The 13121-nt window shown below is 39.3% G+C and carries 11 protein-coding genes; 7 read left to right on the top strand and 4 right to left on the bottom strand.

Annotated elements, in window-relative coordinates:
• Positions 1-3: 3 nt before the first annotated feature.
• The 7 genes from TRESU_RS01145 to TRESU_RS15035 all read left to right on the top strand — a co-directional run bounded on the left by TRESU_RS01145 (position 4) and on the right by TRESU_RS15035 (position 6954).
• Positions 4-225, top strand: coding sequence for a helix-turn-helix domain-containing protein (locus TRESU_RS01145; RefSeq protein ID WP_013700493.1), 222 nt, complete (start codon positions 4-6; stop codon positions 223-225).
• On the top strand, positions 222-1376 hold the full coding sequence (locus TRESU_RS01140; protein ID WP_013700492.1) for a type II toxin-antitoxin system HipA family toxin: 1155 nt from the start codon (positions 222-224) through the stop codon (positions 1374-1376). Before TRESU_RS01145 ends, TRESU_RS01140 begins: the two co-directional genes overlap by 4 nt.
• Before the next feature lie 285 nt (positions 1377-1661).
• Positions 1662-3248 carry a carboxypeptidase-like regulatory domain-containing protein gene (locus TRESU_RS15280; RefSeq protein ID WP_013700491.1) on the top strand — a complete coding sequence of 529 codons (1587 nt, stop codon included), beginning with the start codon at positions 1662-1664 and terminating at the stop codon, positions 3246-3248.
• Positions 3249-3576: 328 nt separating this feature from the next.
• A complete protein-coding gene (locus tag TRESU_RS01130; RefSeq protein WP_013700490.1) occupies positions 3577-4794 on the top strand; it encodes an ATP-binding protein in 1218 nt (405 codons plus the stop codon).
• Between the two features lie 325 nt (positions 4795-5119).
• Complete coding sequence (locus tag TRESU_RS01125; RefSeq protein WP_013700489.1) at positions 5120-5368, top strand: hypothetical protein; 249 nt, start codon at positions 5120-5122, stop codon at positions 5366-5368.
• A 43-nt stretch (positions 5369-5411) separates the two neighbouring features.
• A complete protein-coding gene (locus TRESU_RS01120; protein ID WP_013700488.1) occupies positions 5412-6713 on the top strand; it encodes a hypothetical protein in 1302 nt (433 codons plus the stop codon).
• A 64-nt stretch (positions 6714-6777) separates the two neighbouring features.
• On the top strand, positions 6778-6954 hold the full coding sequence (locus TRESU_RS15035) for a hypothetical protein (protein ID WP_169309724.1): 177 nt from the start codon (positions 6778-6780) through the stop codon (positions 6952-6954).
• A 163-nt stretch (positions 6955-7117) separates the two neighbouring features.
• Here TRESU_RS15035 and TRESU_RS15760 read toward each other — a convergent pair whose 3' ends face one another.
• From TRESU_RS15760 to TRESU_RS01100, 4 genes are all read right to left on the bottom strand, one after another.
• Positions 7118-8869 (bottom strand): ammonium transporter, encoded by a 1752-nt coding sequence (locus TRESU_RS15760; protein ID WP_013700487.1) that lies wholly within the window; start codon positions 8867-8869, stop codon positions 7118-7120.
• Positions 8870-9106: 237 nt separating this feature from the next.
• Entirely contained in the window at positions 9107-10099 is a 993-nt protein-coding gene (locus TRESU_RS01110) for a glycosyltransferase family 2 protein (RefSeq protein WP_013700486.1), read from the bottom strand.
• Positions 10100-10121: 22 nt separating this feature from the next.
• On the bottom strand, positions 10122-10601 hold the full coding sequence (locus TRESU_RS01105; protein ID WP_013700485.1) for a CAP domain-containing protein: 480 nt from the start codon (positions 10599-10601) through the stop codon (positions 10122-10124).
• Between the two features lie 112 nt (positions 10602-10713).
• Complete coding sequence (locus TRESU_RS01100) at positions 10714-12807, bottom strand: glutamine synthetase III family protein (protein ID WP_013700484.1); 2094 nt, start codon at positions 12805-12807, stop codon at positions 10714-10716.
• Positions 12808-13121 lie beyond the last annotated feature (314 nt).

Raw genomic sequence — 13121 nt, 5'->3', positions numbered from 1 at the left:
GTTATGATAATAAACTCTATCAGCGATATTTCAGAAGCTGTAAAAAAACGCAGAAAATCCCTAGGAATTACCCAGTCTGAATGCGCCGTAATGTGCAATGTTGGAAACCGTTTTTTTTCCGAGCTTGAAAACGGCAAAGAAACTCTTCACATCGGAAAAGTAATAAATTGCCTCCAAATTCTTGGAATAAACATTTCTTTGACAAACCGCGAGGATAACGAATGAAGCTGAATGTTTATTTTGGAGAAAAAAAATGCGGGGAATTGTTCACTACGGAAAACAGAGGAATTGCATTCTATTATATAGAAGAATATCTTTCATCTCCAGATTCAAAGGCTATTTCTCTTTCCCTTCCGCTTAAAAAAGGAGAATTTTCGCAGAAAGAATGCCTTCCATTTTTTTCAGGACTGCTTCCAGAAGAATTTACAAGGAAAAGAGTTGCCGATTATCTCCATATTTCAGAACTCAGCGACATTAAGCTCCTTGAAGCCATAGGTCAGGAATGCGCAGGATTCATAACAATTGCAGATGACGATTTTAATCCAAAAAATATTAAAACTGAATACGAACTAAACAGTTCAAACTACGAAAAACTTTCAGAGGAACAACTAGAAGATTTTGTTTTAAATATTCCACAAAGACCGTTTCTCAAAGCTGATGACAAGCTTAGACTTTCTCTTGCCGGCGCACAGGAAAAACTTTCGTTGGCATTTTTTGAAAACCAGTGGTATTTGCCTTTAAACGGCGCGCCTTCAACCCATATTTTAAAGCCGACACGAGAAGGAAATCTTTCCACATTAGCGCAAAATGAATATGACTGTATGCAGCTTGCAAAAAAATGTGGCTTAAATGCGCCGGAATCAAGGCTTGAAAAAATCGCAGGAAAAGATGTTTTTATAGTCCAGCGATATGACCGCATTATAAAGAACGGGAAAATCACAAGACTTCATCAGGAAGATATGTGCCAGGCTCTTGGAATTATGCCGGAAAACAAATACCAGTCTGACGGCGGTCCTGGAATCAAAGAAATTTATGACTTGCTGAAACTTCATTCCGTTATGCCGATTATTGATTTGCGTTTTTTTATAACTGAAATTCTTTTTAACTACCTTATTGGAAACTGCGATGCCCATGCAAAAAACTATTCAATTCTTTATGACAAAAAGGGGAATGCAAGGCTCTCTCCAATTTACGATGTTGTTTCTACAAAAGCCTTTCCGTCTTTAACAAAAAAAATGTCAATGAAAATCGGCACGCATTATGACTTGGACAAAATCAACAAAGACGATTTTATTTTACTAGCACAGCAACTAAATATAAATAAGAAAATTATTTTTGAAACTCTTGAATCCTTGAACGAAAAAATGCATTCATAGACATCTTATCTTTCACTGGACTTTTCCCCATAAACGCAATAAAATAATAACATAGATTGAACAAATATTCGATACAGAAAAAACAAGACATATTTAACAAAAAAAATGAATATGCGGTAAGAAAAAGAAAGCGGCATTTGTCATTATCCTGCTTGACAGGATAATCTGTTGAAATTTTATAATAGATTCCCATGTCGTAGCATGGGAATGACAGTAAAATGACTTCCTTTATCAAAACTTGATATTTGACCTAATAAAGAATTTACCACTAACTGGAGGATTTTTATGAATACAAAGAAACTTGCGCTTGCATTATTTCCGCTGCTTCTTGCATTTGCTTCCTGCATGAATATTGACGGCTCTAGCGGCAAAGAAGGAGCAATCCGTATTACCTTGCCAGAAAGCGGTTCGCGCGGAACTTATACACTTTCAAAAGATAATCCTTTATATGAAGTAAGCCTTATGCAGGGCGACAAAACACTTAAAACCCTGTCATCGGAATCCACCGGGGGGGGCGATTTTGTATTTGACGAGCTAGAACCTGGAACATACAAAATAGTTGTTACGGCAAGACAGCAGGACGGAACATTCCTTGCCCGCAACAGCGCAGAAGTAGAAGTTACAGCCGGCGAAACCCAAAACTGCCCGATTACACTTATTCTAGCAGGCAATAAAGGAAAAGTATTCAGTTCAAATTATTATGTGTTAAGAGAACCGTCCGGCTCTTCATCTAGTGCAGAATTCTTTGATAATATTTCTTCAAGCACAACTATATCAAGTATGAATCCAGATGACGCATTTGAAGATATAGATGGAAATAAATACTATATAAATATCAATGATGTATCCAATCCTAGCACAGGTCTTGCATTTGATATATTCAAAAACAATACTGATACTTCTGACTATACAATCACAATAGATGGCGCATCTAAAAAATTTGCAGACAGCCTTTACTATGACCCCGTAAACAACAGCCTTTGGATTGGAGCAATGTCCAGTTCAAATGAGTATTTTTTTGCAAAAGACATTAACAAGTTGGAATATAATGAAACATTCAGCAACAAAACAGAAATCCCTACGTATTACCCTGGAGAAATCACAGCATTTGCTGCAAGTGGAACAGAGCTTTACATTGCATATACAAATAACGGAACTTCATATCTTCAGCGCGCCACAATAACAGGAAACAACAATGATGGCTTTACAATAACCGCAAAAGGAGAAGCGCAGTCCACACAAAGCATGGGCGTAGACGGACAAATAACGGACATACTTATCCATTACGACGGCTATGTTTACGTGCTGGTTGCACAGACTGGCGAAAAATATGCTACTGATGCCTATTTAACAAGTGAAACAACAAAAGCAATTTATAGCCGCGGAGCAATTTTAAGACTTTACAGCACTTCAAACGGATTCAAAGTATCCGCAAAAACTGGCTGGACTGAATCCGCAAGAACTATTTATACAAAAGGAGACCTCCCAGATGCGTTAAATAGCCCCTCCAGTGGTGTCCAAGACTCTGTAACTACATTAGAATCATTTAGAAACGGATTAGATTTATATATCCCTAATTATTCACAACGAAACTCGCATTTCTATGGTCCACGTCGTTTTGTTGCAATAAAACCAAAGGAACTTGCAATTGCAGACTGCGGTGCAAACCTTATGCTTCCAGACTATGACAAACAAAAAACAGGCGGATTCTTTAAGCATAACAGAGTTGTAAATGTAGACCTTTACAAGTTTGCCATAGACTCAAGTTCTGTTGTTGATTTGAACAGCATTTCGTTCGTCGCAGCATCTATAAATACAACAATTGGATTTTCCACAGACTACTATACAGCCTCTAAAGAAGCAGATGAATAATTTTCAATTACAAGCACACGGCAGCCCTACTGTCGTATGCTTGCAACATCCCCTGCCGTGTATATGTCAGTGCCCCTTGCAAAATGTAATTCCGCAAATCCTAATAAAACCGCCCATTTCCCAAAATCAATATTTTTTCAATTTTGGGAAGTGAAACGCTATTTCTGTTTCCCATTTTTAACATTTTTTCATTTTTGGGAAATAAAAAAAGCAAACAAATAAAAAGTTTTTATTGTATTTCAGAAAAAACTTTATAAATCTACATAGTTTTTATTTAAACTCAGTAAAAACTATGGAAAAATTTTACATTCCGTGATATTCTTTTTTTATGAAAATGCCTGAAAATCAATTGTTTTTAAGAAAAGAATATTTGGAAGAACTTAAAAAATACAAAGACATTCCGCTTGTAAAAATTCTTTCTGGAATCCGCAGATGTGGAAAATCATCTATATTGTCCTTGTACAAAAATCTTTTGCAAAAAAGCGGAATAGAAGAAAACCAGATTATTTCTATTTCATATTCAGACATGGATTTTTCCGCTGTTGAAACGGCAAATGAAATGTATCAGGATATTCTGCAAAAAATACCAAAAGATAAAAAATGTTACCTTCTTCTTGATGAAGTTCAAATTATTGATGGCTGGGAAAAAGTTATAAACTCGCTTTTAGAAAACAAGAATGTGGATATTTATGTAACCGGCTCAAATTCAAAGCTTCTTTCCTCTGAAATTTCAACTTATCTTTCCGGGCGATATGTTCTTATCCATGTGCTGCCGCTTTCTTTTTCTGAATTTCTTGAATTCAAAAATATTACTAGTAAAGATAAAATCGATGATGCTTTTGATAACTTCCTGCGATTCGGTGGATTTCCGCTTATTGCAAAAAATAATTTTGATGAAAAAACTTGCTATCAGATTGTAGAAGGAATTTATCTTTCCGTTGTAGACCACGACATTGCCATTCGCCATACAATTTCCAACAAAGAACTTTTCGACAGAATTGTAAAATTTGTTTTTGAAAATCTAGGAAAGAATTTTTCAGCAAACTCAATTGTGAAATTTCTAAAAAGCCAGAACAGAAGCGCAAATGTTGAATCAGTTTACAATTACCTTGAATATCTGCAAAAAGCTTTCATAATTTACAAGTGCAGCCGCTATGACATTCAAGGAAAAAGCATATTAAAAACGCAAGAAAAATACTATCTTGCTGATTCTTCTCTAAAATATTGTATCTTAGGATACAACCCAAAATCTGTTGCTTCTATGCTTGAAAACATTGTTTATCTTGAACTTCTTCGCCGCAAATACAATGTTTATATTGGAAAGGACGGAAACAAGGAAATTGATTTTGTCGCAATCAAGAATAATGAAAAAATTTATATACAAGTTTGCAGAAGTTTGCCTGATAATGATGAGCGGGAAATTGGAAATTTAAGAGAAATAAAAGACAACTTTCCAAAGTATGTTCTTACATCAAATAAAATGGACGTTGGAACTATTGACGGAATAAAAATTATGCTTTTATCAGACTGGCTTTTACAGTATTAACAGGTCTGTCATTCCTTTGCTACGACACAGGAATCTTTCCACACAAACATAAATCAATAAAAATTTAAAGAATTTTCTGCCAAAAGTGGAAATCAGCTGGAGTTTGATATAGAATAGTAATAGCCCAAACTTCGAGTTTTGATAAGAACAGTAATTTAAGTGTCATTCCCGTGCTACGACACGGGAATCTGTTCGTGTACAAACACAAAGATTATCGGATCAAGTCCGATAATGACAAATAGTCAAACTAGATAATGACATTAAATTATAAAACTCGAAATTAAGGTTAATAGGTTATCTTAACAATTTTTTTACAGGGGGAATTATGAAAAAATTTGCGTTTTCAATTTTACCAGCGTTATTGCTCGCATTTGTTTCCTGCATGAACACATCGCAAGGAAGCGAAAGCGGTTCTGTTCGGGTTGTTCTGCCCAGCTCTTCACGCGCGCTTTATTCATCAGGGCATGACGATGTTGATTCATTCACGGTAAGGCTTTCGCTAGGCGAAAAAATCATAAAGGAAGAAACCATAAACACAGAAACCGACGAGACGGGGGGGGGTAATTGTATTTGACGAACTTGAGCCTGCCACATACACAGTAGAAGTAGAAGGCTGGATGTCCAGCAAGGACGTTCTTTTATATTTTGGAACAGAAGAAGCAAAAGTAACAGCAGGACAAGATTCTGATTGCCAAGTAAATTTAAAGAAAAAAGACTGCCAAATCTACAATATTTCAGCTGATGCAAAAGAACTAAAAACAGCGTGCGAATCAGACGGAAACGCATATATTTTTATGGGCGGAAATTCTTCTGTAAGCACGAATCAAGCTACACAAGCAAATAACTATCAATTTGCAAACATAACTTCCGGCACAAAAATTATAAGAGGCAACGGTGGAAAAGTTCAAGAAAGCACAGATGACAACAAAACTCTTGCAACAGAAGGCGGCCAGATAAAACTTTTCAATGTAACCGGAAGCTCCACAATCCTTGAAATAAACAATCTTACATTTACGGCTTCAAGCACGGTTGGAACTACTTCTACGCTTGACGGAGCTCTAATCTGTGTAGATGACGGAGCAACTGTAATTTTAAAGCAATGCTATATAAATGGAATGTCCATGTCAAACCAAGGAATAAGCCTTATATATGTAAAAAGTGGCGGAAAACTTCTTGTTGAAAACTGTACTTTTTATAATAACACAAGCACAAACAAAGGCAATGTATCTTTCTCTGAATGCATACGAATAGAAAACGGAGCGCAAGTGGAAGTTGTTTCATGCAATTTTGAAAGCAACGGTGATGGAAATTTAATGTCAAACGCCGCAGCAATAGAAAATTCTGGTTCATGCCACATAACCAATACAACATTTAAAGGCAACACAGCAAATAGAGGCAGCGCAATAATGAACAATGACAATGGAATTCTTGAAATTGAGGATTCAACGTTCGACAGCAATACGTGCACTTCTAACGGCGGATATTATGCAAGAAGAGGCGGCGCAATATTTATTCAAGGCGGAAGTGTAAAAATCACAGACAGCACATTCACAGGCAATAAGGCTGGTGGTTATAATCCAGGAAGTGAAGTCACAGAAAATGGAAAATTCCAAAAACTTGGCGGAGGTGCAATCAGTATAAAGAAAGGCTCGCTTACTTTGCAAAGCACAAGATTTGAAAACAACAGCGTAACTTCAACAGATAGCGATGACGCTTACGGTTATGGCGGAGCTGTTTTAATAGAACAGTCAGATGCAAATCTGTTCCTAAAAGATGCAAGCGGCGCAACTATGGAAATAGACAGTTACATAAGTAATTACATGAACGGCAATACTACAGCAAAAAATAACGCAGGCGCAAACATCTACTGCAACGGCGGCACAATAAACGGCACTGTTTATACAAAAGCATGGGAATAGCCTTTGTCACGGGGATGTCCAATAAGTCTTAAAATGTCATTGCCGCACATGATACGGCAATCTATTGAAATTTTACAAAAGATTATCAATCGGACTTCTTTCAGAAATATCACAGGGCTCTATCCCAATAATGACACTTTTTATAATAGGTACAAAACAGTGGGTTCTTAGGACGACAGCCCTAAGCGATGCTGAAAAAGAAGGGAGGCTTGGAGTGGAGAAAACCCCGCTTTCGAAGTAGAGGGTTTTCTCCACTCCAAAAGGAAACCGGCCATCCGCTGCGGGGTTACAAATACAGCAGACAACCGGCATATAACCTGCGGATTGCTCCGCGGATTTTCGCTTTAAACTACAGACAGGCCTGGAGCTTTTTCTTTCTCCAAGCCTGCTTTTTTTGCTAAACGTTACTCTTCATCCTGAAGTGCATCGTATCCAGATTCACCAGTGCGAACCTTGATTACATTTTCAACAGGGTAAACGAATATCTTTCCGTCTCCGATGTGTCCTGTATACAAGGCTTTCTTTGCGCTTTCCACAACAGTTGCTACAGGTACCTTTGAAACTACAATCTCTACCTTGATTTTTGGCAGCAGGTTAATTTCAACTGGAACACCGCGGTAGTATTCGCTTGCGCCTTTCTGCATTCCGCAGCCCATAACATTTATAACTGTCATTCCAGTTACGCCAATGGAGTTCATGGCAGCTTTAAGAGCATTGAACTTGTTCTGGCGTGTTATAATTACAACCTTGTGAACTGCAGCATCCTTAGAAGAAGGAGTTGTGGCAGGAGCAACAACCGGAACAGCCTCATGCATTGGAATTGCAACGCCAGCTTCTGCAGCTTCCGCAATTTCTTCTGTGCTGTAAGGTGTCATAAATCCTGCATAGCCTGAATCAAGTCCGTGCTCAAGCTTGTCAAGACCGATGATTTCTTCTTCCGCAGATACACGCAAGCCGAATATTTTCTTGATTAAGAAGAACAAAATAGTAATTGTTACAACAGTCCAGGCGATTGTGCAGACCATTCCAAGAAGCTGAAGTCCAAGACATTCAAGTCCGCCGCCGTAGAAAAGTCCTGAAATCTGCTCGCCAGCTTTGTTTGCAAGTGAATATCCAGGAACTGAAGGGCTTGCAAAAAGTCCAACCGCAATTGTTCCCCAGATACCGTTAAAGCAGTGAACGGCAACAGCACCAACAGGATCATCTACATGGAGCTTGTTGTCCAAGAACCAAACTCCAAATACAACCAAAAGACCTGCAACAATACCAATGATTGAAGCACCCAAAGCATCCGCAACATCACACGGAGCTGTGATTGCAACAAGACCAGCCAAAGAAGCGTTCAAGCACATTGAAACATCAGGCTTGCCGAATTTTATCCAAGTAAAAATCATACAAGTAACTGTTGCAAGAGCCGGAGCAATTGTTGTAGCAACAAAGATGCTTCCAAGCTGCGGAACAGAAGTTGCAGCCGCACCGTTGAATCCGTACCAACCCAACCACAAGATGAACACGCCAAGCGCACCAATCGGAATATTGTGTCCAGGGAAAGCGTTTACCTTTATAGAACCATCAGCGTTCTTTGTAAACTTTCCAATGCGAGGACCTACCATTGCAGCACCAATCAAAGCGCAGATACCGCCAACCATGTGGATACAGTTTGAACCTGCAAAGTCGTGGAATCCAAGCTGAGCAAGCCAGCCGCCGCCCCAGGTCCAGTGAGCTTCAATCGGATAAATTACTGCTGAAATTACAGCTGAATAAACACAGTATGAAAGAAACTTTGTGCGTTCTGCCATCGCGCCAGAAACAATTGTCGCTGTTGTAGCGCAGAATACAAGGTTGAATACAAATCCAGACCAGTCAAAGTTTGCATAGTCTGTAAATATCTGCCAGTTCGGTTTTCCCAGAAAACCAAAAAGCATATTTTCACCAAGGAAAAGACCAAAACCAATAAGGATGAAAACAACTGTACCAATACAGAAGTCCATCAGGTTTTTCATAATAATGTTGCCGGTATTTTTTGCGCGTGTAAAACCGGTTTCAACCATTGCGAATCCTGCCTGCATCCAGAATACCAAGGCAGCGCCAAGCAAGAACCATACGCCCCATAAATCCTTGGAGACGCTTTGAACAGCTTGCATTACATCTTCCATAAAAACCCCTTGTCTAAAAAGACGGTAATGAAAATAAAAAAAGCGACAGTGATACCGACAAGAGAATTCCACTGCGGAATCTCTTAACCGACACCATTGTCGCTTTTAACAAATTATAATTCAGTTTAAAACAAAAAAAGCCACAAACTGCCCAAGGCAATCTGTGACTCCGTTGTCAACTGATGTTTTAGTTCTACCATTCTGAAAAAAAAATGTCAATATATATTTTTATAAAATTTATTTTTGCACTTCTATTGCACGCTCAATTGTTTTTACGTAGTCTTCGCCCCAGTATTCGCAAAGAAGACTATATGCCTGCTCTTTAAGTTCCGGCACAACACGCTGTTCAAGCTGCTTTAAATTATTCGCCACAAAATTATTACAAGCCGCCTTCATGCTTTCCACCAAAGAACTGCTAAGGCAAGCTCCTTCTGGAGACTGTATAAACTGCACAACTGGAACAAACGCCGATGCCGCGGAACACACACGCCGCCACCGCCCAATGTCCGTAATCGACTGCGCGCTTGAAATTCCTGAATCCACGGAATATCTGTAAAAGCGTTCCTGCACTCCAAAATATTTTTTTGCAAAAACCGAAAGAAAAAAGTAAAGGCAAAGATCTTCCGCCATGGTGCATTCTGTAAACGGAATAAAAGAAAACGCTTTTTCCATCAAAGATCTTTTTATAAGCTTGCCCCACAAAAAACCACAGTGCTTGCAGTTTACAAAGCAGTCTTCTGAAATCTGACTTCCAGAAAGCTCGCCCAAAGTTATCTTGCCTATTTTTTTCTGAAGATGCTCTTGCTGCGCTGAATTTTTTTCAGGATTTTCTGTAACTGCAATGGCTGTGGAATTTACTATGTCGGCATTTGTTCTTTGCGCTTCATTGTACAAAAATGAAATTGCATTGCTTCCTTCCAGATAGTCATCGCTGTCAATATAAAAAATAAAATCGCCGCTGGAAAACGAAAGCAAGTCGCGCCTAGTTTCAAGAATTCCAAGGTTGTTCAAATGCTCCTTGAACACAACCGGAACTTTTGTTTCCTTGGCAAACTTCTTTACGATTTTTTTTGCATCCTCGCCTTTTTCATTGACTCCACATGAAGCATCGCTTACAACAACAATTTCCTTTTCAGCAAAATCCTGCATCGCCACAGAGTCAAGACATTTTCTTAGAACTTTTTCCGTTCCGTAAACCGGAATGCAAACAGAAACCTTAGGCTTTTTCATAAAGCTTTTCTCCTGTAGAGTTTTACCTTTTTATAAAAATTTGCGTGTAATACCATGCGCCTTCTGAATTTTTAACTGCGCTCACTGCGGAATGCGTTGCCTGAGTGCTTTCAATATTAGCCCTATGCCCCGAACTATTAAGCCACATATTTACAACATCTTCCGGCTTTGTGGAATAGTTGAACGCAACGTTTTCAGCAGCCCCACACAAAGGTGTCAGATTTTTCACCCTATCATCAAAGCCATCATGCCCAAATGCAGTTTTGCCAGTTGACATGTTTTTTGAATGAATGCAGCACTGATTGAAAATGTCATCATCAAATTTAAGAGCCGCAAGCCCTTTTTGTTTTCTATGCGCATTCACAAGATTGAAAATCTGCATATCATAGGAAGTAGCTTCGCCCCCCCCGACAGAATTTTCATCGTCCTCATCAAAGGCATCGCAAGAAATAAGCAAACCGCAAAAAACTAAAAGAAAAACAAATATCTTATTGAATTTCATGCGTAAAATTATAGCACAAAAACATGGAAATTAAAAACAAGAATCCCCGGCACAGAAAAACCATACCGGGGAAATGTGTATTTTTAAGGAGACAAAATACTATTCAATAAATTTACACTCTAAAAAGCAAATCCTCGTAGCCTGGGAACGGCTTGTATTCTTCCCCAAGCAAAGGCTCAATTGCATCGGCAACATCGCGGGCTTCTGTCATCGCAGGAATAACTGAATCAACATAAGCGCGGGCAATTTTCATGCAGTCACCGGCATTCTGGGCAGCTTCGTGGAGCTTGTCAAGTTTTGCGGCTTTTTCTGCCAAGCTGTTTACAAGAGTATCCAGTTTAGAAAGAAGTTCTGACTGCGCGCTTGCCTTTGCTCCAGGAACAACAGCCTTGAGATCAATTGCAGTCTTGCTTACTGAATCCATGTACTTAAATGCGGCAGGAAGAATATCCTTGCTAATCATTTCAAGCATTGTCTGAACTTCAATATTCAGAATCTGCGCGTATTTTTCAAGCTTGATTTCATAGTGGCTGTTCATTTCAATATCTGTATAAACACCCATTTCTGTAAAGAGCTTGACGTTCTTGGAATCAAGATAATGAGCCATTGCATCAGGAAGAGTGCGAAGGTTCAAAAGTCCGCGTTTTTCAGCTTCATCAATCCAGCTTGAATCGTAACCGTTTCCGTTGAAGATAACTTTCCAGTGCTTTGTAACTTCACGTTTGATAAGCTCAGCAAGAGCAGCATCAAAGTCAGTTGCCTTTTCAAGCTCGTCTGCAAATTCCCTGAGAGTATATGCGACGATTGAATCCAATGTTGTATTCGGACCGGAAATTGAAAGTGAAGATCCGCATGAACGGAATTCGAATTTGTTTCCAGTGAAAGCGAACGGAGAAGTTCTGTTGCGGTCAGTTGAATCTTTTGGAATCGGCGGAAGAACGTCAACTCCAATTGTCATCTTCTGCGCTCCATGCTCACCAAGAGGCTTTCCGTCCTTTATAGACTCAAGAACAGCATAAAGCTCGTCGCCAAGATACATTGAAATAATTGCAGGCGGTGCTTCATTTGCTCCAAGGCGGTGATCGTTTCCTGCGGAAGCAACAGAAATTCTTAGCAAGTCCTGATTTTCATCTACAGCCTTGATTACGGCTGTAAGGAACAAAAGGAACTGCGCGTTTTTCTCTGGAGTCTTTCCTGGCTCAAGAAGGTTTTCACCAAGGTTTGTGGACATAGACCAGTTATTGTGCTTTCCGCTTCCGTTAAGACCTGCAAAAGGCTTTTCGTGAAGAAGGCAGACAAGACCGTGGCGACGCGCAACTTTCTTCATAACTTCCATTGTAAGCTGATTCTGGTCAGCGGCAAGGTTTGTAGTTGTGAATATTGGAGCCATTTCATGCTGAGCCGGAGCAACTTCGTTATGTTCTGTTTTTGAAAGAATTCCGTACTTCCAGAGAGTATCGTTCAAGTCTTCCATGTATTCAACAATGCGAGGATTAAGGGCGGCAAAATACTGATCATCCATTTCCTGGCCTTTTGAAGGTTTTGCGCCAAACAAAGTGCGTCCTGTCATGCGGAGGTCTTTGCGCTGACTGTAAAGCTTCTGGTCAACAATAAAATATTCCTGCTCTGGTCCTACAGTTGTGGCAACATGAGTAGCGTCTTCATTTCCAAAGAGCTTAAGAATTCTAAGAGCCTGTTTATTCAGTGCTTCCATTGAACGCAATAGCGGAGTCTTTTTGTCCAACGCTTCGCCTGTGTAAGAACAGAAAGCTGTAGGAATACAAAGAGTGTGCTCCTTTACAAACGGATATGCAGTTGGATCCCATACAGTGTAACCGCGGGCTTCAAAAGTTGCACGGCGGCCTCCGCTTGGGAAAGAAGAAGCATCCGGCTCACCCTTTACAAGCTCCTTTCCGCTGAAAGACATGATAACAGTTCCGTCATCCTGGGGAGTGATAAAGCTGTCATGCTTTTCCGCAGTAATTCCTGTGAGCGGCTGAAACCAGTGTGTAAAATGTGTTGCGCCCTTTTCAATTGCCCATTCTTTCATTGCGTGAGCAACCTGGTTCGCTACATCGATTTTAAGCGGCTCGCCATCATCCAAAGTTTTTTTCAAAGCCTTGAATGTTTCCTTTGGCAGACGTTCTTTCATTACTTTCTGATTGAACACCATGCTTCCAAACAATTCTGGTACATTTGTAGACATTTGCTAACCCCCATATAAATCTAAAACAAAGAAGGCGATGTGATTGAACGCCAAGAAAACTTAGCACTCAGCCACATCGCCTTTGATGTTTACATGGACTACTCTAATTAATTCACAAAAAAATGTCAATGAGTTTTTGAAAAGAAATTTCAAGGAATTTAAATGCAGAGTTTGCAAAGCGGACTTCCATGCAAGCATTTATTATTTTAATTGGGATTCGTTAGAAATCCCTAAATCCGTGTGGCAATATTCTTCTATGTATTTATTAGCTCAATTATTATAAAATATACCAATTTCCCAAAATAATTGACAGC

Source organism: Treponema succinifaciens DSM 2489 (assembly GCF_000195275.1).
Lineage (GTDB): Bacteria > Spirochaetota > Spirochaetia > Treponematales > Treponemataceae > Treponema_D > Treponema_D succinifaciens.
This window is presented reverse-complemented; position numbering and strand designations above follow the sequence as displayed.

Bases quoted from the DNA above. Each gene is read 5' to 3' on its own strand.
- TRESU_RS15280 (WP_013700491.1), top strand. From the start codon at position 1,662: ATGAATACAAAGAAACTTGCGCTTGCATTATTTCCGCTGCTTCTTGCA.
- TRESU_RS01125 (WP_013700489.1), top strand. From the start codon at position 5,120: ATGAAAAAATTTGCGTTTTCAATTTTACCAGCGTTATTGCTCGCATTT.
- TRESU_RS01140 (WP_013700492.1), top strand. From the start codon at position 222: ATGAAGCTGAATGTTTATTTTGGAGAAAAAAAATGCGGGGAATTGTTC.
- TRESU_RS15760 (WP_013700487.1), bottom strand. From the start codon at position 8,869: ATGGAAGATGTAATGCAAGCTGTTCAAAGCGTCTCCAAGGATTTATGG.
- TRESU_RS01100 (WP_013700484.1), bottom strand. From the start codon at position 12,807: ATGTCTACAAATGTACCAGAATTGTTTGGAAGCATGGTGTTCAATCAG.
- TRESU_RS01130 (WP_013700490.1), top strand. From the start codon at position 3,577: ATGAAAATGCCTGAAAATCAATTGTTTTTAAGAAAAGAATATTTGGAA.
- TRESU_RS01105 (WP_013700485.1), bottom strand. From the start codon at position 10,601: ATGAAATTCAATAAGATATTTGTTTTTCTTTTAGTTTTTTGCGGTTTG.
- TRESU_RS01120 (WP_013700488.1), top strand. From the start codon at position 5,412: ATGTCCAGCAAGGACGTTCTTTTATATTTTGGAACAGAAGAAGCAAAA.
- TRESU_RS01110 (WP_013700486.1), bottom strand. From the start codon at position 10,099: ATGAAAAAGCCTAAGGTTTCTGTTTGCATTCCGGTTTACGGAACGGAA.
- TRESU_RS01145 (WP_013700493.1), top strand. From the start codon at position 4: ATGATAATAAACTCTATCAGCGATATTTCAGAAGCTGTAAAAAAACGC.